A 24,306-nucleotide genomic window follows, 5' to 3' on the forward strand; every position below is an offset into this window, starting at 1 on the left:
GCATATTCGGTTGTGGCACCGGCGTGCCCGTATCCTTAGCAGGTGACCAATCAAACTCCACACCCCGTTAGCCGGCTTGAGCGCGTTCTCGCTTACATGGTGGCGAGCGTGGTGGGGCTGTCGATTCTGGCGTTCGTCATGGTGATCATCGCAACGGCGATGGGCGTCGGCGCCAATGACGGATTCAGCCGTGGTATCTGGCCACCAATCTTCATCCTTCCGCTCTACGGACTGCCCTTCGGCTTCGTGCTCATCATCGCGCTCATGATCTCTGTGGGAGTTCGCCGCAGCCGCGAAGCTCGACGAGACCGCGAGTAATGCTCGGCCTCGCATCGAGACTTCGGGTCCTGCCCGATGCCGAGCTGCGGCGCGTTATCGGGGTGCGCGGCATTTCTGTGAGCGGCATCCATGACTTCTTCGATCTGGCCGAGGCCCTGCTTGACCCGGGCAATGTGCAACTGGCCTTGAGCCACCTCGACCGTTCGACGATCGCTGTTCTGGCGGTAGCCGGGCAGCTCACGAGCAACAATTCCGTTCCCACCCTCCAAGCGGTGACGAACCGGTTGCGCGAATTGGGGTCGACCGAGGTCACGCTGACCGAGGTAACCAGTCGGGTCGACACCCTGCACGCCCAGCTCCTCGCCGATCACGCCGACGGATGCTGCATTCCTTACGACGCCGTGTCGGCTCACCTGGCGCGCTGGCCGGCCCAGGGCCTGCCGGGTGCCGCCGACCTCGCTGTCGCTCTGCCCCCGGCATCCCTCACCGCTGTCCCCGAAACCGAGGTCGCGTTCATCGACCAGCTGGCCGCCGAACGCGCCTTCGCGGTCGTGTCATCGATCGCCGAGCTGGTCAACGAGCTCAGCCGCGAGCCTGCCCGGCAGCTCAGCCGGGGCGGGCTAGGCCTGCCCGACACCAAGCGACTGTCCGCCGTGATGTCCGTCGACGTCGATCTGGTGGCCCCGATCCTGGCCCTGGCATCGCGGGCCGACCTGCTCGCCCGCTCCGACGGTTATTGGATGGAGACCGAGGCGGGCGAAGGCTGGCTGCTCGAACGCACGACCGCGCGCTGGGCGGCGCTGGCCGCGGCCTGGCAGTCGGCGCTCCCGCCGATCGTGGCCGATATCCTGCCGCGTCAGGCCGGGCTGCTCTGGGGAGACGGCCTCACCACGTTCATCGCCTGGCTGTACCCGGCCGGCGGCGAGTGGATGCTCGCACAGCTCACCGAGTTCGCCCGCGACGCCGAGTTGCTCGGTATCACCGCCCACGACACCACCAGCACGGCCGGCGCGAGCGTACTGCGCGGCGACCTCGAGGCGGCCGTGGACACCATGGCGATCGCGCTCCCGACCGAGGTCGGCGCGGTGTATCTGCAGCACGACCTCTCGATCGTCGCGCCCGGACCGCTCGCACCGTCCATCGACTCCCGCCTGCGCGGGATGGCCGACGTGGAGAGCCGCGAGCTGGCGTCGAGCTATCGCATCACCGCGGCATCCGTCAATCGCGCCTTGGCCGCGGGCGAGAACGCCGACTCGCTGCTGGCTTTTCTCGCGTCGATCTCGCTCACCGGCATTCCGCAGCCGGTCGATTACCTCATCAAGGAGTCGGCTTCGCGGTACGGTCGGGTGCGAGTGGGAAGTCTCACCGGCGCCCCGGTCGCTCCGGTCGCTCCGGTCGGCGATGAGACCGTTTTTCTGAGCTACGTCTGCTCAGCGGATGCCGCGCTGCTCGGCACGATCGCCGTCGACCAAACTCTGGCGCCACTCACTCTCGTGCGCGCCGGCGACAGCGAACACTTGCTCAGCCGCTTCGCCGGTGATGCCGTGTTCTGGGCACTCAGTGATGCGCGCTATCCGGTCGCCGCCGAAGACGACCTCGGTGAGATCGTGCACCTGCGCCGCCACCAGATCGCCCACGTCACGCTGACGCCGACGGTTGATACCACCCGCAACCTGGTCGAGAAGCTACGACTCGGCGCCGAAAGTGGTATTTCGGTAGCGGATGCCTGGCTCACCCGCCAGCTCGACACCGCCATCAAGGCCAAGCAGACCATCCTGGTGAGCATTGCGATGCCCGGCGGCGCTGTGGTGGACTACCTGCTCGAACCGGCCAGCGTCAGCAACGGACGCTTTCGGGCCCGGGACCGCCGTGCCGATATCGAGCGCACCCTACCGCTCAAGAGCATCCTCAGCATCACACCGGCGCCCTGACCGGCCTGCGCGCGGGCATCCGCTGGACGCGACCGACGACCGGACGAGAGTGAGAGCGCAATGACCAGCCCCTGGACAGGACCGCGCACTGACGAGAGTCATGAATGCGTGCGCAATGACCAGCCCCTGGACAGGACCGCGCACTGACGAGAGTAGGATTGGGCGCTATGTCTGATGGCCCCCTGATTGTCCAAAGTGACCGCACGGTGTTGCTCGAAGTCGCCCACCCTCTTGCCGAGGATGCTCGTCACGACCTCGCCGTTTTCGCCGAGCTGGAACGCGCGCCCGAACACATCCACACCTACCGCATCACGCGGCTCGGCCTGTGGAATGCCCGTGCGGCCGGGCACGATGCGTCGGATATGCTCGCAACGCTCGAGAAATATTCCAAATTCGCCATACCGCAAACGGTCAGCGTGGACATCACCGAGACCGTCGGGCGTTACGGCCGGCTCGTCATCGAGCGCGATTCCGAGGGCGCCCTCGTGCTGCACAGCAGCGACCAGGCCGTGCTCACCGAAATCGCCGGAGCCAAGCGAATCGCGCCACTGTTGATCGGGCATCCGTCACCGGAGACATACCTGGTGGAGGCGTGGGCACGCGGACAGCTCAAGCAGGAGCTGGTCAAACTCGGCTGGCCGGCCGAAGACCTCGCCGGGTACACGCCCGGAACTCCGCACGACATCGCCCTGTTGAAAGACGGCTGGGCGCTGCGCGACTACCAGAACAAGGCCGTCGCGAGCTTCTTCGACGGCGGTAGCGGCGTGGTCGTGCTGCCCTGTGGCGCGGGCAAGACCCTCGTCGGAGCCGGAGCCATGGCGACCGCGAAGACGAACACGCTCATTTTGGTGACCAACACGGTTTCCGCGCGCCAGTGGCGGGACGAGTTACTCAAGCGCACCACCCTGACCGCAGAGGAGATCGGCGAGTATTCCGGCCAGGTGAAAGAGGTCAAGCCGGTCACCATTGCGACCTATCAAATTCTCACCGCGAAGCGCAAGGGCGAGTACGCGCACCTTGAACTGCTCGACGCGATGGACTGGGGCCTCGTGATCTACGACGAGGTGCACCTGCTGCCCGCGCCCGTGTTCAAGCTCACCGCTGAGCTGCAGGCGCGTCGCCGCCTCGGCCTCACCGCCACGCTCGTGCGGGAGGATGGCCGGGAGGGCGACGTGTTCAGCCTGATCGGCCCGAAGCGCTTCGACGCCCCGTGGAAAGAGATCGAGGCCCAGGGCTTCATCTCCCCGGCCAACTGCTACGAGGTGCGCATCGACCTGCCGCAGTCCGAGCGGCTCAGCTACGCCGCTGCCGCCGACGACGAGCGCTATCGCCTGGCCGCGACCGCACCGGCCAAGCTCGGCGTGGTGCAGGCGCTGATCGCGAAGCACGAAGGCGAACGCATCCTCGTGATCGGCCAATACCTCGACCAGATCGACGAACTCGCCGAGGTCTTGAACGCCCCGCAGCTCACCGGCGCCACGCCGATCGACGAACGCGAGCGGCTGTACCAAGCGTTCCGGGTGGGCGAGGTGAAGGTGCTCGTCGTCTCGAAAGTCGCGAATTTCTCGGTCGACCTCCCCGAAGCGACCGTGGCCATCCAGGTGTCGGGCTCGTTCGGCTCCCGCCAGGAGGAAGCCCAGCGCCTCGGCCGGCTGCTGCGACCCAAGGAGTCCGGCTTGTCGGCGAACTTCTACACGCTGGTCGCCCGCGACACGGTCGACCAGGATTTTGCGCAGAATCGCCAGCGTTTTCTGGCCGAACAGGGCTACAGCTACACGATCCTCGACGCCCAGAGCCTCACGGCCCCCCTCGCTGTCTGACCCGCGGGCAGTTTTGTCCAGCGGCCTCGCCGACCCGTGAGTTTCCTGCGCCGACCCGCCCCCAAACTCACGGCTCGGTGAGCGGCCCGCCCCCAACTCACCTCTCGCCGAGCGGATCACCCCCCCAGCCCCGCGCACACCCGCGTCCCCCGGTGGCTGTGGACGGGGCCCAGGCCCCGTCCACAGGCCCAGTTTATAAACTGGGCCCAGGGTTATAAGGTGGGCCCAGCCAGTGCGGCCCCGCGCAGGCCGCCCACCAGCACGCGATCAGCCCGCGCGCTCAGCCGCCCCCGCTCAGCCGGCGGGGCGCAGGTAGCGCAAAAAGAGCATGTCGCCGACGCGCAGCACGTGCAGCAGTTCCATGGCTCGGGTCGCCGCGGCCTCCCCGACCGCGATACGCCCGGCGGAACCTCCGACGAGGACCGGGGCGAGGCTCAGGCAGAGCTCGTCGACCTGGTCCGCCGCGACCAGATCGCCGAACAGGTGCGGACCGCCCTCGCACAGAATCTGCGGCAGGCCCCGCGCCGCGAGCTCCGCCACCAACCGGCGTGGGTCAATCGCCTCGTCGCCGCAGATGACGACGTCGGCCACTGCGGCGAGCGCGGCCCGGCGGTCGGCCGGTGCGGCAGCATGGGTCAGCACGATCGGCCGGGTCGCCGCATCAACGAAAACCGGATGCCCCGGCTCAAGATCCAGCCGCCCCGACACAATCGCAACGGGGGGCTGGGAGGCCAGGCCCGCTTGCACGCGCCAGGCCGCGTCATCCTCTGACAGGAGAATGCCGCCGTAGCCCTCGGCCCGCACGGTTCCGGCGCCGACCAGAATCACGTCGGTGAGCAGCCGCATGGTGTCGAAGACCAGCTTGTCGTCGGCGTTATTCAGGCCACCGCTGAGGCCGTCAACCGTGGCGGCGCCATCGAGGCTCGCGATAAAATTCACGCGCACCCACGGCACCGAGCGGTCAGCCACCCGGTAACGCTCGATCAATTCGGCCCGTGGCGGCAGTTCGGCGCGTACGGAAGACTCAGAGCTCGGAGGTAGTTCGGCCCGCACCGACGACTCAGCCCGCGAGGGCACTTCGGCACCCATCAGGCGAGGTTGTGACGCTCGTAGGCAGGCTCGCGAAACCCGAGGATGGCCTCGGTCATGCGCACGGCGTCGACGGCGGCCCGCACGTTGTGCATGCGCACGATGCGGGCGCCCTGCAGAATGCAGACCGTCATGGCGGCCAGCGACCCCTCGACCCGTTCGCCGCGCTCACGGTCAAGGCTCTCCCCCACGAAATCCTTGTTCGACACGGCCACCAGGGTGGGCAGGCCGAGGCCGGCGATCTCACCGAGCCGACGGGTCAGTTCGAGCGAGTGCCGGGTGGTCTTGTTGAGGTCATGGCCAGGGTCGATGATGAGGCGTTCGGGCGGCACCCCGCGCCCGACCGCACGGTCGACCCTGGCGAGCAGAAACGCGCTCACCTCGGCCACGACATCGTCGTAGTGCGGCGCCGGGTACGGCATTCGCGGCGCCGCGAGGCTGTGCGTGATCACCAGGGTGGCATCGCTGTTTGCAACGACATCGGCCATCGCGGGGTCATGCACCCCGGTCGTGTCGTTGATCACGTGCGCGCCGGCGGCGATGCTCGCGGCGGCCACGGCGGGGTGAAAGGTGTCGACCGAGATGACGACCCCGGAACCGCGCAGGGCCTCGACCACCGGAACCACCCGGTCGATCTCCTGCTCGATCGGCACGGCCGGCCCGGGCGCGAACTTCGCACCGCCGATATCGATCCAGTCGGCCCCGTCGGCAATAGCCTGACGGGCCGCCAGAACGGATGCGTCGAGAGCGAACGTTGCGCCCTGGTCATAGAACGAGTCCGGCGTGCGATTGATGATGGCCATCACGGCCACCTCACGATCGAAGTCGAAGGTGCGGCCGCCGATCAGCCGGCGCGGGGCATCCAGTTGTGGCAGCGTCAAGGCCGGGGCCGAACTGATTCTGGTGCGGGTCATATCGGTCCTCAGGTTGAAACACGTCGATCGTTCCTCCCATCATGTCGGTAATTCGTGCCGCACGACGGATCACCGCCCGCCGATCCCACCACGTACCGCCCACTCTCAGCAAAGCTCCAGCTAACGCGCAGATACTAGTGGCATGACTGACGGCCCCCGCATCCTTATCGTCGATGACGAACCCAATATTCGCGATCTCCTCACCACCAGCCTCCGTTTCGCCGGCTTCGCCGTGCGCGCCGTTGGCAATGGTGCACAGGCCATCTCCGCCGTGCTCGAGGAGGAACCCGACCTCATCATTCTCGACGTCATGCTCCCCGACATGAACGGCTTCGGGGTCACCAAGCGCCTGCGTTCGGCCGGCTACACCGCACCGATCCTCTTCCTCACGGCAAAAGACGACACCGAGGACAAGATCACCGGACTAACGGTCGGCGGCGATGACTACGTGACCAAGCCGTTCAGCCTCGACGAGATCGTCGCGCGCATCAAGGCCATTCTGCGCCGCACCATGCACGCCGACGAGGATGCCGTGATCCGCGCCGGCGAGCTCACCATGGACCAGGACACCCACGAGGTTCTCGTGGGCACCGAGGCCATCGAGCTGAGCCCGACCGAGTTCAAGCTGCTGCGCTACCTCATGCTGAACCCCAACCGGGTGCTGTCAAAGGCGCAGATCCTCGACCACGTCTGGGAGTACGACTTCAATGGTGACGCCGGAATCGTGGAGAGCTACATCTCCTACCTGCGCCGCAAGGTCGACGTGCACTCGAGCGAACCGCTCATCCAGACCAAGCGTGGCTTCGGCTACATGCTCAAGGCTGCCAAGGCATGATCCATGGGGCTTAGGCACAGCGAGCTTTCGTAGACTAAATTCACTTATGCACGAAACCCTGTCCAGGCGGTGGAGCAGCATCTCCCTCCGTTCCAAGATCACCGGTGTCACGGTGCTGATGCTCACGCTCGGCCTGCTCGTTTCGGGCATCGGCACCATGGCCATGCTCAAGCAGTATGTGGTGACCCAGGTCGACACGCAGCTGCAGGTCGACACGCAGACCGCGCTCAGCGGCTACTCGTCGAGCGTGTTCTCGCAGGGTGACACCGAGGGCGTCGCGTCGGACTACTTCGTGGCACTGTATGACCAGGACGGCGCCCTGATCACCCGCACCTGGCAGGAACGCGACCACGCTGAGCTGCCTGTGGTGGGTATGCCGCTCGACCTGAAGCGGGTGTCGCAGCTCGACGGGCAGATTCAGACACTCTGGGACGCTGCCCACGACACCGAGTTTCACGCCATCATGGTGCCCGTGGTGATCAGCCCCACCGGCACCTACGGCACCCTCGTCATGGCCGTTTCGCTGCGGCCGACCGAGAACACCATGGCCACCTATCTCACGATCTTTCTGGGCTTCGGCGCCGGGGTCGTGTTGATTGGTGCCATGCTCACCCGGGTGCTCGTCACGACCACCTTCGTGCCGTTGCGTGAGGCGGAACAGACCGCCGCGGCCATCGCCGACGGCGACTTCAGCCAGCGGCTCGGCGGGGCCACCCCAAACACCGAGGTCGGTCGCCTCAACCGCTCGCTCAACATCATGCTCAGCCGCATCGACCGCGCCTTCAAAGACCGAGCCCGCACCATCGACCAGATGCGCCGCTTCGTCGGCGATGCCAGCCACGAGCTGCGCACCCCTCTCGTCTCGGTGCGCGGTTACGCCGAGCTGTACCGCATGGGCGCGCTGCAAACCCCCGAAGATGTTGCTCAGGCCATGGAACGCATCGAGAAAGAGGCCATTCGCATGGGCGGCCTGGTCGAGGACCTGCTCGAACTCGCTCGCCTCGACGAGACCAAGCCGCTCGCGCTGACCCCGGTCGACCTCGTTCCCCTGGCCCGTGACGCCGCCCTCGATGCCATGGCGAGCTCCCCGGGCCGCCAGGTCACCGTACTCACTCCCCCGGCTGTTGTCGGGCCGCTCGATGGCGATCTCGACGGGCACGTTGACGGCGACTCCGGCGAAATTGTGCCGTTCGAAAACGACTCGTCGGAGAGCGTCACCACCGGCGCCATCACCCGGCCGTCCGGAACCGGCACGCCGACCGGAGCCATCGCCTTCGCCGGCGCCACCCTGGCCCGGCTGCGCACCCGCAAACCGCGTCGAGGAACCGTCGTTCTGCCCGAGGCTGACCTGACTGTACTGCCGGTGGAGCCGCAACTGCCGCCGATCGTCATGGCCGAAGAGAACAAGATTCGGCAAGTCATCACCAACCTGATGGGCAATGCGATGCGCTTCACCGCCTCGGACAGCCCGATCGAGCTCGAGGTGATGGTCGACTCGCACGCCCAGCGAGCTTCCATCGCCGTGATCGACCACGGCGAGGGAATTCCGCCGCAGATTCGGGAGAAGATCTTCCAGCGATTCTGGCGCGCCGACTCGTCTCGCGCTCGCGAAACCGGCGGCAGCGGCCTCGGACTCGCCATCGTCGCCGCGATCGTCGCGAGCCATAACGGCACCGTCGATGTCGTCGACACTCCCGGCGGCGGCGCCACCTTCCGTATCTCGCTGCCCCTCGCCGGAACGCCGAGCGCCCCGCAGCACGCCCAGCCCGTCATCCCGTAGGGGCTCCTCCCCAGGGTACGGGTGGCGACATCCGCTCACAGATCCGGGCCTGACAAGCGGATGCTGCCGCTCCTCTTCTACTCTCACAGTCACCAACCACTGTTATGTAGGAGAAGGGCACACCATGACGAGCTTTCAGGTCGACAGCGATGCGGTGCAGAGCACCGCGAGCACCGCCCGCGGCACCATCGCGCGAGTGCAGGCCGATGTGGGCGATCTCAACGCTCAGCTGACCAGTCTCGAAGGGTTCTGGACCGGCCAGGCCTCCGCCGCCTTTCAGAGCGCCTTCGCCGAGTGGCGCGGCATGCACCAGCAGCTGGAGGAAAGCCTGACCGTGCTCAACCAGGCGCTGAGCGTGGCCGGGCAGCAGTACGCCGAGACCGAGCAGGCCAACACCCGACTGTTCGCACGATGAGGCGAACGCCTGCACCTGCTCGGCCAGCTACGCCTACTCGGTCGCGAGGGCCACGACCGGGGTGATGCGGGTTGCCCGGCGGGAGGGCACCAGCGACGCCACCGCGGTGAGGGCAACCGCCGCGACAACGATAACCGCGAGCAGCACGAGCGGCACCGTCGGCACCACGATGCCCGGTGAGCCCTGGATACCGCCGATGAGCGACTGCGCCCCGGCCCAGCCGTAGAACGTACCGAGCACAAGGCCGACGACCACCGCCGCGGCGCTGAGTTGCGCGCTCTCGATGAGAATCATGCGGCGGATCTGACGCGCTGTGAACCCTAGCGCGCGCAGCAGGCCCAGTTCCCGGGTGCGCTGCAGCACGTTGAGGGAGAAGTTGTTCACCATTCCGACGGCAGCGATCAGGGCGCTGAACCCCATCAGTACCGAGAACACTGTCACCGTAATGGCCAGCAGCGGGTCGACGCCCGCGTAAACCCCGGGCATTGACTCTTGAGCCGCCTCGATGAGGCTTTGGTAGCTCGCCACCGTCACGGCGAACGTCGTGATCAGGGTGACTCCGATGACGAGCCCAATCGTGGTGCGAGCGCTCCGCTCGGGGTAGCGCACCGCGTTCTCGCGAGCGAGGCGGGCCGTGGCGCTGGTTCCGAACGCCCGGCCGATGAGGCGCAGGGCGCGCGGCATGATGACAGAGGCTCCCAGCACAACGCCGGTAAACGAAAATATTCCGCCGACGAGTCCGATGAGCACGCCGAGCGGATCCACGAGGCCGACCAGCACGCCCGCAACCAGAATCAGGTCGCCGATGACAAACACAGCGAGGGCAACCCTGTTGCGAACTCGCCGGGCGGTCTGCTCGCTGAATGATGACTCACCGGCCGCACCGAGGGCATCCATCGGCGAGACTGACAGTACGCGCCGCGATCCTGCCCACGAGGCCGCGGTCGTGGTGAGGGCGACGGCCAGGACCGGCAGCAGCATCGTGGCCGTGAGGTAACTGTAGTTCCCGGCTGGGAGCGCGCCGGACCGCACCCCGGCATAGACGACGAGGAGGGAAAACAGCACGCCAGCGATTCCCCCCATCAAGGCCCCGACCACCCCGACGGTGAGCCCTTCCCGGGCGACGGCGAGGCGCTGCCTGGCTGCGCTCGAGCCGATGAGCCGCAGCAGGGCAATCGTACGCACCCGACCGGCGATGATGGTAGCAAAGGTGTTCGCCGTGACCAAGGCGCCCACGTAGAGGGCGATGACGACGAACACGACGGCGATGAACGAGAGGATGAAGGTGAGTGTGGCGCTGTCAACGCCGGAATCGCGGATGACCTGGGTGAGAACACCGGTGATGGAGATCAGGCTGACGCCGAACGCCGTCGACAGGCCTGCCACCAGGATGCTCGGTGCGTGTTCGCGCACTGTGTGCACGGTGAGATTCATGAGAGGGCTTCCATGCCGAGCATGATCGAGCTGATCTGTTCGGGGGTGGAACGACCACGATCGTCGACCACGCGGCCGTCGTTCAAAACGATGATGCGATCGGCGTAGCTGGCAGCGACCGGATCGTGCGTCACCATGGCGATGCTCTGCCCGTACTCTCGGCTCGCGGTTTGAAGGAGGGTGAGCACTTCCCGCGAGGTGCGGGAATCGAGGTTGCCGGTCGGCTCATCTGCGAACACCAGGTCCGGCCGCGTCGCCAGAGCGCGAGCGATCGCCACGCGCTGCTGCTGGCCGCCCGACAGTTCGTGCGGGCGGTGCCGCAGTCGATCGCTGAGCCCGAGCACCGCCACGAGCCGGTCGATCCACGCCCGTTCGTCGATCGAGGGCGCTCGTCCGTCGAGTTCGAAGGGCAACAGAATATTTCCGCTGATGTCGAGCGTGGGCACCAGGTTGAAGGATTGAAAGATGAAGCCGACCCGCCGCCGCCGCAGAACGGTCAGGCTCGAATCATCGAGGCGGGAGATATCGCTGTCGCCGAGCCACACCGATCCGCTGCTCGCGGTGTCGAGGCCGGCCATGATGTGCATCAGGGTTGATTTGCCCGACCCGCTCGGGCCCATGATGGCCGTGAACTCGCCACGGCGAATTCCGACGCTCACGTCGGTGAGGGCATTCACCCGAGTGTTCGTGGCCCCGTAATACTTATGCAGCTGGGTCACCCGGGCGACGAGGCCGAGGTCAGTCGTTGTAGTTTTCATGTCTTCCAGTCTGGAGAACCGCCCCAATCCGCGCGTCCGGCCCCAGGATGGTGCTGCTACATCGCAGGGATGACTGGGAGTTAGGCGATGAGCGAGTTTTCGTAGGCGTAGACCACCAGTTGCACGCGATCGCGCAGTTCAAGCTTGGCCAGGGTTCGACTGATGTGTGTCTTCACTGTCGCCTCACTGAGAAACTCCGTCGCCGCGATTTCGGCGTTGCTGAGCCCCCGGGCCGCGAGCGCGAAGATCTCCTGCTCGCGCGGGGTGAGACGGGTGTAGGCGACCGGCGGGGCCGGCGGCATCCGTTTCTGGTCGAAGTGCTCGAACAGCTCGATGATCTGCGCGGCGGCGATGACAGACGAGCCCGCGTGCACGGTGCGGATTGCGGCGAGCAGAAACTCCGGATCGGCGTCTTTCAGCACGAAACCGCTCGCGCCCCCACGAATCGCGCGCGCTGCGGCTTCGTCGAGGTCGAAGGTGGTTAGCACGATGATGCGGGGGCCACCCCCACCGGCCGCTCTCGACGCGTTCACGATGTGAGAGGTGGCTTCGATGCCGTCCATGACCGGCATGCGTATGTCCATGAGCACCACGTCGGGGCTGGCCGACTCGACCAGGCGGATGCCGTCGGCCCCGTTTGCAGCTTCGCCCACGCACTCGAGGTCAACCTGCGACGAGATCAGCAGTCGGAGTCCGGCACGGAACAGTGCCTGGTCGTCGACGAGGGCAACGCGAATCGGAGTGGTCATGCGGGCATCGCCCCTCTGGTGTGCGGAAGCGACGCTGTCAGCGTCGGCAGTGTCAAGCACACGACGAAACGATCGCCCACCTCGCCGGCCTCGAAGGAGCCTCCGGCCAGAACCGCGCGCTCGCGCATGCCGTCGAGGCCGTGCCCGTGCGGCGCGGCACCGACCGGCCGTGACCCCCGCAGCCCGCTGTCCACGGTGAGGATGACGGCATGTGCCTCCCAGCTGAAGCCGATGCGGACGCCTATTGCGGAGTCGCCGTGACGAAGCACGTTGGTCAGTGATTCCTGCACGATTCGGTAAATCACGAGCTGTTGCCCCGGTCCGAGCGCAGCAGTCGGCCCGGAAGCGATGCGCTCAATCATGAGGCCCGAAGCGCGCAACTGGTCGATGAGCCGGTCGAGATCGTCGAGGGTAGGCTGTGGTGCGGCCACGACGGACCGGTCTGACCGGTCGCTACCGGGATCGGCATCATCGTTGGCGCGCAACTGGCCCAGCAGTACTCGCACGTCGGCCAGGGCTGACCGGGCCGTGCTTGCGATGGTGCGGAAGGCCTCATTCGCTGCTTCGGGGTCGGCGGCACGCGCGTAGCGTCCGCCGTCGGCCTGAGCGATTACAACGGCGAGGGAATGCGCCACCACATCGTGCATGTCGCGGGCGATGCGGGTTCGCTCCTGCTCCACCGCCACTTCGCGCCGGGCGTCGGCCTGCTCAGCCGCCGCCGAACGGAGAGCAGCCCTGCCGTCCCGCGCGGTTCGCCAGGTAGCCACGAGCAACCCGAGAACCCAGCTCAGCCCGAACAACGCCGCGGCAGAGACGAAACCGATCACCCCTGGGGCTCCAGCCTGGAAGGCCTCGCCCGTTCGTATCTGCAGAACGAGACTGGTGAGCCCGTCGAAGCCGCCGGACTGAAGGAATAGCACGTACACGGTCGCGATCAGCGCACCGATGGGCACCGATGCGAGACCGGCCCACCTGACGGTTCGGGAACCGTAGGCAGCCGTGGCAAACAGCACGGGAAGAACGGCCGCGTTCGCGATATCGGGAGGCAACGACGCGGAGAGTTGAACGGCTACGGTGCACCACGCCAGCCCGAGCGCGATACCCGGACTGAGCCGTCTCAGGAACAGGGCACCGGCCATACCGACAGTCATCCAGAACGCCACGGCCCCGTCGTAGCCGAGCACTGTGCGCGCGAGGAGCGCGATCACGGCCATCACGGCATCCACCAGAAGTTGCGGGCGGGAGAGGCTGCGGATCATGACTCAACCGTAGACGGTGAATGACCGGTGGTCATTGCGCGGGGGACACAGCCATCTCGTCTGGGTCGTTCGGCGTCCAGCCGTACCAGCCGTCGGCGATCTTGATTACGGCCCAGTTGGCGCAGGCGAAGACACGATCCACGTACACGTCATCCGGTGACCAGTCTTCGGCGTAGGTCGGTGCCGACTGCCGGTCGGTCTCCGCACACTGCATGGGGTCGAGGTCCGAGTTGGTTGTCACCGCCAGGATGGCCGGACCGCCGCCGGCCGCCTCCTCCCGGATCGTGATTTGGGTCGCATCGGCGGGCAGCCAGTCCGCAGGCTGGTCCCATTCCTCGGTGAGGATCGGCACAGACGCGAATTCGAGCGACTTCTCGCGCTGGACCTATTCGATGATGCTCGAACACCCGGTGAGGGCGAGGGCGGTCAGCGCTGCGGCGGCGAGAACGGGGAGGAGCTGGATCCTTTTCATATCTCCAGCCTGCTGGGTCACTACCGGGCGGTCGTCCGTTCCGAGTCGCTACGCGCTACCTCGCAAGGATGACTCTGTCGGGTGGACCGAACTCATGGCTCGACGCGGAACGCACAAAAAATGGGCGCCTCTCGAAGAAGACGCCCACTTTCGTGTACTGCTGGCGGGACTTAGAAGTCCATGCCACCCGAGGGGTCGCCGGCCGGAGCCGAATTCTTCTCGGGCTTGTCGGCGACGACGGCCTCGGTGGTGAGGAACAGTCCGGCGATCGACGATGCGTTCAGCAGCGCGGAGCGGGTGACTTTCACCGGGTCATTGATTCCGGCAGCGATCATGTCGACGTACTCGCCGGTGGCGGCGTTGAGGCCCCATCCGACGGGCAGGTTGCGCACCTTGTCGGCGACAACGCCCGGCTCCATGCCGGCGTTGAGTGCGATCTGCTTGAGCGGGGCGTCGATGGCAACGCGCACGATGTTCGCGCCGGTCGCCTCGTCACCAACGAGGTCAAGGATTGCCTTGCCCTCGAATGCGGTCTTGCCGGCCTGAATCAGTGCAACGCCACCACCGGCAACGATACCCTCTTCGACGGCAGCCTTGGCGTTACGCACTGCATCTTCGATGCGGTGCTTGCGCTCCTTGAGCTCAACCTCCGTTGCGGCTCCAGCCTTGATGACAGCAACGCCGCCAGCAAGCTTGGCGAGGCGCTCCTGGAGCTTCTCGCGGTCGTAGTCGCTGTCGGTGTTCTCGATCTCGGCACGGATCTGCGAGACGCGACCGGCGATGGCTTCGACGTCGCCGGCACCCTCAACGATCGTGGTCTCGTCCTTGGTGATGACGACCTTGCGGGCGCTACCAAGCAGGTCGAGGGTGACGTTCTCAAGCTTGAGGCCGACCTCTTCCGAGATGACCTGTCCACCGGTGAGGATGGCGATGTCCTGCAGCTGAGCCTTGCGACGGTCGCCGAAGCCCGGAGCCTTGACGGCGACGGACTTGAAGATGCCACGGATCTTGTTCACAACGAGCGTGGCCAGTGCCTCCCCATCGACGTCTTCCGCAATGATGAGGAGCTGCTTGCCAGTCTGGATGACCTTGTCCACGATGGGGAGCAGGTCCTTGATGTTGGAGACCTTGGAGTTGACGATCAGGATGTAGGGGTCTTCGAAGACCGCTTCCTGACGGTCGGGGTCGGTGACGAAGTACGCCGACAGGAAGCCCTTGTCGAAGCGCATGCCCTCGGTGAGCTCGAGCTCGGTGCCGAAGGTGTTCGACTCCTCGACGGTGACAACACCTTCCTTGCCGACCTTGTCGATGGCCTCGGCGATGATCGCGCCGATCTCGGTGTCTCCGGCGGAGATGGACGCGGTTGCGGCGATCTCTTCCTTGGTTTCGATTTCCTTGGCGCTGGCGACGAGCTCGGCGATGACAGCGGCCGTAGCCTTCTCGATGCCGCGCTTCAGGCTGATCGGGTCGGCGCCGGCAGCGACGTTGCGCAGGCCTTCGCGAACCAGGGCCTGGGCGAGAACGGTTGCGGTGGTCGTGCCGTCGCCGGCTACGTCATCCGTCTTCTTGGCGACCTCTTTGACGAGCTCCGCACCGATCTTCTCGTACGGGTCGTCGAGCTCGATCTCCTTGGCGATTGACACGCCGTCGTTGGTGATCGTGGGGGCGCCCCACTTCTTCTCCAGAACGACGTTGCGTCCGCGCGGGCCGAGGGTGACCTTGACGGTGTCGGCCAGAATGTTCAGGCCGCGCTCAAGCCCACGACGGGCCTCTTCATTGAATGCAATGATTTTTGCCATATGTGTAACTCGTCCCTCCCGGACGTTCCAAACGATGATGGGGTTAGCACTCAGATGACGAGAGTGCTAAAACGATTCTGGCACTCTGGGGTCGAGAGTGCAAGCGAGCATCGGGGGCGACGCCGGGCTATCTGCAGACCCTCAGGGAACGAGGTCGACCGAGCCGGTGCCGTTGGGTACGAGCTGAAACCAGGTATTGCCCGGTGCCAGCCGAATTGTCACTCCATTGGCATCGACGAGGCGGATCGGCATGCTCTGGGAGTCCTTGCTCCAGGTGGCCGCGATGGTCTTTCCGCCGCTGGAGATCGACGCTTCCCCCGACGCGATCAGCTCGGTCTTGGGGATGCTCTGGTCGACGGTCACATTCACCCGCACCACGACGACGTTCGTTGCCTTCAGTTGCGCGCCTTCCGGAGTCAGATCGGGCGCGCCGTCCTGCGCGCGCAGGTATGCGGCGGCTTCGGCGTTCCAGGTCCAGCTGCGGGCACTGGAGTTGGAGAATCGGGTGTTGATCACCGAGATCGGGGTGCCGTCCACGACGGCGGATGCCCCGGCGAGCGCGGGCGCATAGCCGTACTGCTGGGTGGGCGGTGCGACGGTCGCGTTTCGGTTGACGAATTCGGAGGCCGCGAGGATAACGTTGTGCGGGGCCGCTGTAGCCTTGGAACGAGAAAATAGCCCGGTCGTGTCGTAGTCGAAGATGGCACTGATTTGACCGGTCGCGTTCATCGCGTCGACGAATCGTTGCTGCCCGCCCGAAAACGCTACGAGGCCGCCGAACGGCGCAATGATGTCGGGATCCATCGGACGGATCGAGCGCACCGGGCCGACCTGGTCGGGAATGCTGGACTGCCACACGGCGACGTATCGGGTGATACCACCCTCGACCAGCTCTTCGAACACCAGGTCGGTACGGTCGATCGCGACCTGCGGGCGAGCGGCCACGTGGTTGTCGATCTTGGCCGCGAGGGAGGGACGTGCCGACGACCCGACCGCAACGGTCAGGCCGCTGAGCGGGGCGATTTCCGTAGCGGCGGGGGCGACATAGTTCGACGTCCACGCTTCGGCCGTCTGCGTTTTGGTCAGCGTCGCGCTACTGCCGGTGCATCCGCTCAGCAGCAATGCTGGAACGATCAGAGCGAGCAGACCCGCGGTCTTCAGCGGTCGAATTGTGCGGGCTGTCTTTTTCTTGGTCACCGGTAAACACTAACGCCGCCCGTTGCAGCGGGCGGCGTTAGGTGGGGGACAGACCCCGTTTAGGGGGTGGGTCAGGCCGGTCGAACCGATTCAGCCTGGGGGCCTTTCGCTCCGGCACCGACCTCAAAGACGACCTGCTGGCCTTCTTCGAGCACCTTGTACCCGCTCATGTCAATGGCGGAGTAGTGAACGAAGACGTCCTGCCCTCCCCCATCGACAGTGATGAAGCCGAAACCCTTTTCAGCGTTGAACCATTTAACGGTTCCGTTCGCCATGTGTTACTCCTTGCTCAATTTCGACGGCACGGCCCATTGGCTGTTCCGGGCCCTGCCGCAGAGACTGCGTTCATTCTGAACGAGCAGCAAATCCCCGAGAGCAAGTCTTCTGTTGCAAGTTACCTACTGGTGCAAGTTACCTTGGGCGAGCGTTCTTGATCCGGGCGGGTATTGCCCGAACAAAATGTTTGACCAAAACCAGATAGTACTGAAGTGGCCGCAGAAGAAAAGGGGCTTGACGAATCAGGTAATGCCCAGTAGCTCGGCAGTTTCGAGTTAAGATCAGCCCGCAGGAATGACGTAGTCGTTGCCGACGACGACGGTCAGGCTGGCACCTGTGTCAACAAAATTGGACGAAACGACGATCGTCGAGCCGGGCAGTGAGGCTGCGATGCCGCGGGCGGCGCCTTCCAGGCTGGCATCGGCGTAGTAGATGACGGTGGTCGGTTCGGTGTCTGTGCTCGCGTTGCCGGTGCCACTGACTACCCAGCCGGCGGCGGTGAGCGTGTCGCTGACGGATGCTGCGACACCGTTCGCCGCGGAGCCGTTCAGCACATTCACGGTCAGCGCCGGGTCGACGGTGGCTTCAGCCGTTGGAATGACGGTCTCGGTGGGGATCGGAGTCGAGCTGGCCGAGGACAGACCCGGGATATTGGAGAAGTCGAGGCGATTGTTGATCGCGAAGATTCCGACCACGCCAACCGCGATCAACAGCACGGTGGCGCCGAGCGCCCACCAGAACCCGATCCAGCCGCGGCCCTTCTTACCGGGAGCACGGTGAGCACCCACCCGGTCGAGGGCATGCGCGTGGGTGTCGAAACGGTCTTTCGCAAATTTTCGCGCCATGGTGATTGAATCCTTGGTTGGCCAGCCAGGCCGGAATCGAGCGATGTGTAACGGCCCGGTTCTGGCGGAAAGCGGTCAGGTACTAGTCGTGGGTGGGCAGCGAACGACTGGCGCGCGCCTCGGATCGTGCGGAACGCATCCGCTGCAGTCGGTTCACGAGCATCGGGTCGAAGGCCAGCGCCAACGGTGAATCGACCAGTGCCCCCAATAGCTGATAGTACCGGGCGGCCGAGAGGCCGAATGTGGCGCGGATGGCCTCTTCTTTGGCGCCGACGTGCCGCCACCATTGCCGTTCAAAGGCGAGCACGGCTTCGTCGCGCTCGCTGAGCTGGGTCGAAATCAGGGCGCTGCCGGCGGGCAGAGCGGTGCGTTGCGCGGGGGCCGGTGTGCTCTCACTCATTGATCTATCTCTCCCCCGGGGCAGTTTCGACGCGTTATCCTACGGGCTCATCCTATTTGCGGGCGGCTGGATGTTGCCTCCGGCACGCCCGGAACGGCCCAGTCCAACGACCGGTCGCCGTGCAAACGCTGCGAAACCTATCGGCCAGGAATGCGCGTTTCGCTGCACGAGTTTAGGCTGGGTAGAGGTTGTCCGGGTGCGGACGGCCAGATCGAAGGGACATCCACCATGGACTACACAATCAAGAAGTCAAACGACGAGTGGCGCTCCGAGCTGGGCCCGGAGAAGTTCAAGGTTTTGCGTGAAGCCGGAACCGAACGCCCCGGAACCGGCGAACTGCTCGACGAAGAGCGCTCCGGCACCTACACCTGCGGTGCGTGTAACGCCGAGCTGTTCAAGAGCGGCACCAAGTTTGACTCCGGCTGCGGCTGGCCAAGCTTCTACGAGTCGGTACGGCCCGAAGCGGTCGAATTGATCGAAGACCGTTCCCTGGGCAGCGTGCGCACCGAGGTGCGCTGCGCGAACTGCGGCTCACACCTGGGACACGTTTTTCCCGACGGATTCGGCACGCCGACCGGCGACCGGTACTGCATGAACTCGATCTCGCTCAACTTCACGCCCGCTGAGTAGAGCGGTGCTGTCGACAACAGATGCTGCCACCTCGGTTGTCTTTCGGGCCGTCAATCATCGGCGCAGCTACTCAAAAGTGAGCGCCTTGGCACCGACCCGAGCCGAGCTGCTGCCCCTCGTTGCCGCGGCGGCGCGGGTGGCCGATCACGGCGCGCTGCGTCCGTGGCGGCTTTTGGAGCTGCGCGGCGACGCCCGCGAGCGGTTGGGGGCGGCGTTTGTGGCGGCATCCGCTTGTGAGGGTAGTGATGCGCTCAAGCTGGCGGCTAAGCCGCTGCGGGCGCCCCTGTTGATCTCGGTCGTCGCGTCGCGTCGGGCCAGTTTCAAGGTGACCGACTGGGAACAGGATGCTGCTGCGGCGGGGGTCGCGCACCTGCTGTCGCTGCTTCTCGATGACGCGGGGTGGTGCGCGATGTGGCGCACCGGCCCACTCGTGCGCACCGGCCCGGTGCGGGTCTTGCACGGCCTCGGCGACAACGAGGAGCTGCTCGGCTGGCTCTATGTCGGCGGCATTCCTGAGGATTCGAAGCCGGGCGTGCGGCTGTCGATCGACCCCGAGGAGTTTCTCGGGGTTCTGTGAGTCAGACCAGGCCTATCCATCGATCGGCGACTTCTGACCAGACCCGCCGAAGGTCGTCTTCGTTCTCGCGCATGGGGTCGATGACGTGTTCCGGCAGGTAGCCGGCGGCACGCAAATCGTCGCTGTCACTTTCAGCCCAGGCTTCGGCGGTCGCCGCCGAAGCCTCCAGGTGGAATTGTAGCCCCCAGGCCGCGGGGCCGACACGAAAAGCCTGGTTGGGGCAGCGATCGCTGGTGCATAGCGACACGGAGTTCGCCGGCAGGTCGTGTACTTCGAGCGAATGCCACTGCAGCGCCCGGAGCGGCGACGGCAGGTCATGAAGCAAGGGATCCGCGGCGGCACTGTCGGTCAGCTCGAGACCGCTGAGGCCGATCTCGGCGCCGCGCCGCGCCCGTCCGACCGTTCCACCGGCTACGACGGCGAGCATCTGGGCTCCCAGGCAGATCCCGAGGAGCGGGACCTCGCTCTGGAGACCGTCGGCGATGAGTTCACGAACCCGGGGCAGCCAGGCTGCTCGTTCGTCGTCCGTCGGCCCGGTCGTTCCGCCGAGTACGACGACACCATCGAAGCCGTCGGCACGACCGGGAATCGGGGCCCCGGTATCCGGGCCGACCCGAACCAGGTCGATGCCGGCCGCGAGGATTCGCTCCCCGACCAGCCCCACACCAGCATTAGCCTCGTGTTCGACCACTAAAATTCGTTTCACAGTCACAGCCGTTCGCTTGGTTCGTCAGAATGGCCCGGTGTTCGCGCCGTGCCCCGTGCGTGGCCGGGGCGGTGCCAGCGCACTGCGGCGATAACGACGGCCACCAGGGCGAGAGCCGTGCCGGCAATGGTCGTCAGGCCAAGCGGATGCCCCGCCGACGGCGCCAGCAGATCCAGCGCGAGGGCGCAGAGCAGCTGCCCGGCGACGATGCAGAGTCCCAGCATGAGCACCCCGGTGGTACGCACGACGAGCGCGGCCCCGGCGATGAAGATGCAGCCGATCAGTCCGCCGGTATAGAGCCACGGGTTGCTCGGCAGGTCGAGCGCGAAGCCGACCAGCAGGCCGTGCACGAGCGCGGCGAGCACGAGGGCAATGGTGCCACTGAGAAAATTCAGAAAGGTCGCTGTGAGGGCGCTTTGCGCGGTGACCCGCACCTGACCGTTCACGGCTTGCTGCCAGCCCTGCCCGATGCCAGCGATCAGCGGCAGTGCGAGCAACCAGAGCGCGCCGCTGCCGTGCAGTTCGCCGCTCACCGTGAACGCGACAGCCACCAGGGCGAGCCCGGCACCGACGATTTTGGACGCGTGCAGGGTTCGACGCCCACCGGGGCCGATGCCGAAACGGTCCATGAGCACGCCGCTCACGGTCTGGCCGGCCACGACGGCCACCGTGAACAGGGCGATGCCGAGCGGCGCGGCGACGAGGCCCTGGGACAGCACGAACAGGGCACCGGCCAGGCCGCCGAGCAGATGCCACCAGGAGAGGTGCTTCGTTTTCACACCGCGGGCGACCAGTTGCAGGCCGCGGCGCCCGCTACGAAACACGACGAGGCCGAGGCTCAGAATGACCAGGCCAGAGCCGAAGGAGATGACGGCTGCGGTGAATCCGTCGCCGATCTGGTGCCCGAGTTCGCCGTTCACCCGCGATTGCACCGCGTACAGCGCCCCGATCAGCACCGAGAAAACCAGGGCCAGCCAGACCGGCACAGCGGATGCTGGCGCGACCGAGGAATCCGTTCGGGTCTGCGCGCGGGCCTGGGTCACCTGGTAATACTACGAGGTGCCGGGCGCTGAGTTCCGCCGGGCCCACCTTCGGACACCGGGCCCATGATCTATCGTGGGCTCAGTTTCCGAGCCCGGGCCCGGGAAGTGTAGACAGCGCGGGTCAGGCTGCGCGGACCTCGATCTCGCCGGGAGCGGCTCCGTCGCTGCCGAAAACGAGGCGGCGGTTGGCGATCTTGTCCGTGAAGAACCGGTCGTGGCTGACCACCACGACGGCACCGGGAAAGTGCACGAGCGCGCGTTCCATCACCTGAGTGCTCGACATGTCGAGGTGGTTGGTCGGTTCGTCAAGCAGCAGCACCGACGCTCCGGAGAGCAGGCACTGGGCCATCGCTACTCGCGCGCGCTGCCCGCCGGAGAGGGCACCGATCTTCTGCTTGAGGTCGGCCTCGCTGAACTGGAACATGGTCAGAAAGCGGTTGACGGACTTCTTCGTTGCGGTCAACGCGAGGCTGCCGGGCATGGCATTCACGGCGTGACTGACCGTGTCGCTCGGGTCGAGTTCGTCGAGAATCTGGTTGTAGGAGACGACGCCGGCGCCGCTGGCCCAGGCGACGTCACCCCGGTCGGCCGTCTCTTCGCCGGTGAGCACGCGCAGCAGGGTGGTTTTGCCGCTGCCGTTGCTGCCGAGCACGACGATGCGGTTACCGCGACGCACTTCGAAGCTGAGGTTCTCGAACAACACTTTGTCGCCATAGCTCTTGGCGAGACCGTCGACCCGGCAGAGCACGTCCTTGACGTGCAGGTTGCCGTAGATCTCAGTGATGATCTGGTCGACCGGGCGCGGCGTGCGCGACTTCTTGATGTGGGCGAGCTGGTTGCCGAGCTGACGGCTCTCGGCTTTGGCTGCTTCGCGCCGGTCCGCGATTCCCTCGGCTTCAAAAGCGAGCAGCTCGGATTCGTGCACGAACTGGGCCTCGAGGGTCTTCAGCCGAAACTGCTTCTGCACAATGTACTCGCCGAAGTTGCCTGGATACTCGTGCAGGTGATAGTTCTCGACCTCGATGATGCGGGTGACGACGGCGTCCAGAAATTTGCGGTCGTGCGAGACCACGATCGCGGCACCCTTGAAGCTCTTGAACCAGGCCTCGAGCCACTCCACGCCGGCCACGTCGAGGTAGTTGGTGGGCTCGTCGAGAAGCAGCACGTCGGGCGCCTCGAGCACGATCTTGGCCAGGGCCGCCCGGTTGCGCCAGCCGCCGGAGAGCTCGTCGATCGAGCAGACGCGGTGCGCCTCGTCGAATCCGAGGGTGGTCAGGGCGGTGTCGATGTGGCGCTTGTAGTCCCAGCCGTCCAGGCGGTCCATCTCTTCGAAAAGTTCGCCCTGGCGGGTGATCAGCCGGTCGAGGTCATAGCTGGCCGAGGAGTCCAGGGCGATTGCCGCGTCGATGGAGGCGAGTTCAGCCTCGACCGCCTTCACCGCCACAAACAATTCGTCGAGCACCTCGGTGATGGTCTGCGCGCCGTTGAGTTCGGAGAACTGCGAGAAGTAACCGACCTTGATGCCGTCCTCGAGCGTCACCTCGCCGGTATCGGGCGAGACCTGGTCGAGAATCAGCTTGAGAATGGTGGATTTGCCGGAGCCGTTCTTGCCGATCAGGCCGACCCGGTCACCGGGTTCGAGGCGAAAGAACGCTTCGCGCAGAATCTGCGTGTTCTCAAAGCGGATGCTGACGTCGTTCAGCCGGATCAGGCTCATGCGTATTTCCTTTCGGGGCGCGGGTGCGCGGGGGCGGGCATCCGCTCTTAAAACCCCAGCCATCAGTGTACGTGGAGGCCGTGTGCGGCCCTGGGGAGAGAGCGTCGAACCGGCAGACAAAAACCCCTACTTCCCAGTTGGGAGTAGGGGTTTGTGGGGCCGGCCACGGGACTTGAACCCGTAACCCCCACTTTACAAGAGTGGTGCGCTACCAATTGCGCCAGGCCGGCATGAGGCCAAAGCCTCGAAAGACCATCCTAAATGATTTCGGGGCCGCCACGGGCAACAGCCAAACGGATGCGCGTGGGGCATCCGCTGGTAACTACCCGCCGGGTGTTGGTTCGGGCGTCGGCGTCGAGGTGGAGTACGTCTCACCGAGGGCCACCTGCACGAAGGACGCGAACTCCTTCGGGTCTTCGATCGACCCGGTGTACGGCTTGCCATTGACGAGCACGGTGGGGGCGCTCGTGATCGCCTTGATCGAGGAATTGGGTATGGGGCCGTCGAGCGCGCGATTGGTTGCCGCCTTGACCCACGATTCATAGGTGCCGTCATCGATGCAGGAGTTGATGTTGGAGACCGCCGTGCTCACGCCGGAATCCTTCACGACGGCCTTAATCTCGTCGTTGCTGCGGCCGGGCGACGTCTCTTCCGGCTGGTCAACGAACAGGGCCGAGCTGAAGGCGAAGAAATCATCTGGCGAGTAGTTGGCGACGCAGGCTGCAGCGTTCGCCGCCCGCAGGGAGTACTTGGTGCCGGCGGACTTGCTCGTGAGAATGGCCACCGGGTGAATTTCAACGGTCGCAGCTCCAGAATCGACCCAGTTGGCGATCTGTTCGTTGTTGGCGTCTTCGAAGTCGCCACAGAGCGGGCAGAGGTAGTCGACATAGATGCGAATGTTGGCGACGGCGCCGGAGGTATCCGGTTCGGATGCCCGCAGGTTCGCGTCGGGCTGCAGCGCGGGCGTCAGCGCGGTAACCATGCCCTCGCCGATAAGAGCGCCGTCACTGGCCATATTTTTCGGGCCCGGACCTGACGGTTTGATCGAATTCACGATGATGACGGAGACCAGAACGACGATGGCAACGGCGGCGATAGCGATGCCGCCCTGCAAGAACAGTTTGTTGCGGCGGTCCTTCTTCTTTTGGCTGACTCGTAGCTGCTTTGCCTTGACCCGGGCGGCGTCACGCCGCCGGTTTTTTGAGGGACTGCTGTCGCTTGGCCCGCCAATAGTCATAAAAATTCACTTTCGAGAAGTAGGGGCGCACGTGAAGGCACCTCTGGAATAGTAGATCCCCTGACTGGGAAACGACCAAACGGGGGGCGGACCGGCGCCGGGGCATCCGTCGTGTAATAATGGAAATGTCGCTCTCTTTGGCGC

24 protein-coding genes and 1 tRNA gene are annotated in these 24,306 nt (G+C 65.5%); 8 read left to right on the top strand and 17 right to left on the bottom strand.

Going from position 1 to position 24,306, the window contains the following annotated elements; translation table 11 throughout:
* The first annotated feature begins 42 nt into the window (after window positions 1–42).
* The 3 genes from CXY77_RS15215 (at window position 43) to CXY77_RS15225 (ending at window position 4,030) form a co-directional block, all read left to right on the top strand.
* A complete protein-coding gene (locus CXY77_RS15215; RefSeq protein ID WP_134505257.1) occupies window positions 43–318 on the top strand; it encodes a hypothetical protein in 276 nt (91 codons plus the stop codon).
* Window positions 318–2,210: a helicase-associated domain-containing protein gene (locus tag CXY77_RS15220; protein WP_104130407.1), complete on the top strand. Its 1,893-nt coding sequence runs from the start codon at window positions 318–320 to the stop codon at window positions 2,208–2,210. Before CXY77_RS15215 ends, CXY77_RS15220 begins: the two co-directional genes overlap by 1 nt.
* Window positions 2,211–2,377: 167 nt before the next feature.
* Complete coding sequence (locus CXY77_RS15225) at window positions 2,378–4,030, top strand: DNA repair helicase XPB (RefSeq protein WP_104089149.1); 1,653 nt, start codon at window positions 2,378–2,380, stop codon at window positions 4,028–4,030.
* Between the two features lie 294 nt (window positions 4,031–4,324).
* On the opposite strand, the gene CXY77_RS15230 is transcribed toward CXY77_RS15225, so the two are convergent.
* Window positions 4,325–4,999: a pyrimidine reductase family protein gene (locus CXY77_RS15230; RefSeq protein ID WP_158252852.1), complete on the bottom strand. Its 675-nt coding sequence runs from the start codon at window positions 4,997–4,999 to the stop codon at window positions 4,325–4,327.
* A gap of 119 nt (window positions 5,000–5,118) precedes the next feature.
* Window positions 5,119–6,033: a dihydropteroate synthase gene (gene folP, locus CXY77_RS15235; RefSeq protein WP_104089148.1), complete on the bottom strand. Its 915-nt coding sequence runs from the start codon at window positions 6,031–6,033 to the stop codon at window positions 5,119–5,121.
* A gap of 142 nt (window positions 6,034–6,175) precedes the next feature.
* Here folP and CXY77_RS15240 point away from each other — a divergent pair, with 142 nt between their 5' ends.
* The 3 genes from CXY77_RS15240 to CXY77_RS15250 all read left to right on the top strand — a co-directional run bounded on the left by CXY77_RS15240 (window position 6,176) and on the right by CXY77_RS15250 (window position 9,063).
* Window positions 6,176–6,868 carry a response regulator transcription factor gene (locus CXY77_RS15240; protein WP_092112483.1) on the top strand — a complete coding sequence of 231 codons (693 nt, stop codon included), beginning with the start codon at window positions 6,176–6,178 and terminating at the stop codon, window positions 6,866–6,868.
* Window positions 6,869–6,914: 46 nt separating this feature from the next.
* Window positions 6,915–8,648, top strand: a complete 1,734-nt coding sequence (locus tag CXY77_RS15245) for a HAMP domain-containing sensor histidine kinase (RefSeq protein WP_092341855.1) — start codon at window positions 6,915–6,917, stop codon at window positions 8,646–8,648.
* Window positions 8,649–8,772: 124 nt separating this feature from the next.
* A complete protein-coding gene (locus CXY77_RS15250) occupies window positions 8,773–9,063 on the top strand; it encodes a WXG100 family type VII secretion target (RefSeq protein WP_092341854.1) in 291 nt (96 codons plus the stop codon).
* A 33-nt stretch (window positions 9,064–9,096) separates the two neighbouring features.
* On the opposite strand, the gene CXY77_RS15255 is transcribed toward CXY77_RS15250, so the two are convergent.
* From CXY77_RS15255 to CXY77_RS15300, 10 genes are all read right to left on the bottom strand, one after another.
* A complete protein-coding gene (locus CXY77_RS15255; RefSeq protein ID WP_092341853.1) occupies window positions 9,097–10,497 on the bottom strand; it encodes an ABC transporter permease in 1,401 nt (466 codons plus the stop codon).
* Window positions 10,494–11,255, bottom strand: coding sequence for an ABC transporter ATP-binding protein (locus tag CXY77_RS15260; RefSeq protein ID WP_092341852.1), 762 nt, complete (start codon window positions 11,253–11,255; stop codon window positions 10,494–10,496). Before CXY77_RS15260 ends, CXY77_RS15255 begins: the two co-directional genes overlap by 4 nt.
* 80 nt (window positions 11,256–11,335) lie before the next feature.
* On the bottom strand, window positions 11,336–12,004 hold the full coding sequence (locus CXY77_RS15265) for a response regulator transcription factor (RefSeq protein ID WP_092341851.1): 669 nt from the start codon (window positions 12,002–12,004) through the stop codon (window positions 11,336–11,338).
* The gene (locus tag CXY77_RS15270; RefSeq protein ID WP_092341850.1) at window positions 12,001–13,263 is read right to left on the bottom strand and encodes a sensor histidine kinase; all 1,263 of its coding nucleotides are present in this window, start codon (window positions 13,261–13,263) and stop codon (window positions 12,001–12,003) included. Before CXY77_RS15270 ends, CXY77_RS15265 begins: the two co-directional genes overlap by 4 nt.
* 31 nt (window positions 13,264–13,294) lie before the next feature.
* A complete protein-coding gene (locus CXY77_RS15275) occupies window positions 13,295–13,615 on the bottom strand; it encodes a hypothetical protein (protein ID WP_092341849.1) in 321 nt (106 codons plus the stop codon).
* Window positions 13,616–13,905: 290 nt separating this feature from the next.
* On the bottom strand, window positions 13,906–15,534 hold the full coding sequence (gene groL, locus CXY77_RS15280) for a chaperonin GroEL (protein WP_092341848.1): 1,629 nt from the start codon (window positions 15,532–15,534) through the stop codon (window positions 13,906–13,908).
* Between the two features lie 141 nt (window positions 15,535–15,675).
* A complete protein-coding gene (locus tag CXY77_RS15285) occupies window positions 15,676–16,731 on the bottom strand; it encodes a DUF3048 domain-containing protein (protein WP_092341847.1) in 1,056 nt (351 codons plus the stop codon).
* A 71-nt stretch (window positions 16,732–16,802) separates the two neighbouring features.
* Window positions 16,803–17,006: a cold-shock protein gene (locus CXY77_RS15290; protein ID WP_035834941.1), complete on the bottom strand. Its 204-nt coding sequence runs from the start codon at window positions 17,004–17,006 to the stop codon at window positions 16,803–16,805.
* Window positions 17,007–17,288: 282 nt separating this feature from the next.
* A complete protein-coding gene (locus tag CXY77_RS15295) occupies window positions 17,289–17,852 on the bottom strand; it encodes a LytR C-terminal domain-containing protein (RefSeq protein ID WP_104130409.1) in 564 nt (187 codons plus the stop codon).
* An 82-nt stretch (window positions 17,853–17,934) separates the two neighbouring features.
* Window positions 17,935–18,252, bottom strand: a complete 318-nt coding sequence (locus CXY77_RS15300; RefSeq protein WP_104130410.1) for a DUF3263 domain-containing protein — start codon at window positions 18,250–18,252, stop codon at window positions 17,935–17,937.
* A 228-nt stretch (window positions 18,253–18,480) separates the two neighbouring features.
* Here CXY77_RS15300 and msrB point away from each other — a divergent pair, with 228 nt between their 5' ends.
* Together msrB and CXY77_RS15310 are read left to right on the top strand one after the other, a co-directional pair.
* Window positions 18,481–18,882: a peptide-methionine (R)-S-oxide reductase MsrB gene (msrB, locus tag CXY77_RS15305; RefSeq protein ID WP_104130411.1), complete on the top strand. Its 402-nt coding sequence runs from the start codon at window positions 18,481–18,483 to the stop codon at window positions 18,880–18,882.
* 4 nt (window positions 18,883–18,886) lie between these two features.
* Window positions 18,887–19,459: a nitroreductase family protein gene (locus CXY77_RS15310; protein ID WP_104130412.1), complete on the top strand. Its 573-nt coding sequence runs from the start codon at window positions 18,887–18,889 to the stop codon at window positions 19,457–19,459.
* A gap of 1 nt (window position 19,460) precedes the next feature.
* Here CXY77_RS15310 and CXY77_RS15315 read toward each other — a convergent pair whose 3' ends face one another.
* From CXY77_RS15315 to CXY77_RS15335, 5 genes are all read right to left on the bottom strand, one after another.
* Entirely contained in the window at window positions 19,461–20,171 is a 711-nt protein-coding gene (locus CXY77_RS15315; protein WP_104130413.1) for a type 1 glutamine amidotransferase, read from the bottom strand.
* Entirely contained in the window at window positions 20,168–21,208 is a 1,041-nt protein-coding gene (locus CXY77_RS15320; RefSeq protein WP_233197447.1) for a DMT family transporter, read from the bottom strand. The genes CXY77_RS15315 and CXY77_RS15320 overlap by 4 nt, the downstream gene beginning before the upstream one ends.
* Window positions 21,209–21,329: 121 nt before the next feature.
* Window positions 21,330–22,925 carry an ABC-F family ATP-binding cassette domain-containing protein gene (locus tag CXY77_RS15325; RefSeq protein WP_104089136.1) on the bottom strand — a complete coding sequence of 532 codons (1,596 nt, stop codon included), beginning with the start codon at window positions 22,923–22,925 and terminating at the stop codon, window positions 21,330–21,332.
* 154 nt (window positions 22,926–23,079) lie between these two features.
* Window positions 23,080–23,155 (bottom strand) — tRNA-Thr (locus tag CXY77_RS15330).
* Between the two features lie 92 nt (window positions 23,156–23,247).
* A complete protein-coding gene (locus CXY77_RS15335) occupies window positions 23,248–24,162 on the bottom strand; it encodes a thioredoxin domain-containing protein (protein WP_092341839.1) in 915 nt (304 codons plus the stop codon).
* Window positions 24,163–24,306: the final 144 nt, after the last annotated feature.

This window comes from Cryobacterium sp. N21, from assembly GCF_002929575.1.
Lineage (GTDB): Bacteria > Actinomycetota > Actinomycetes > Actinomycetales > Microbacteriaceae > Cryobacterium > Cryobacterium flavum.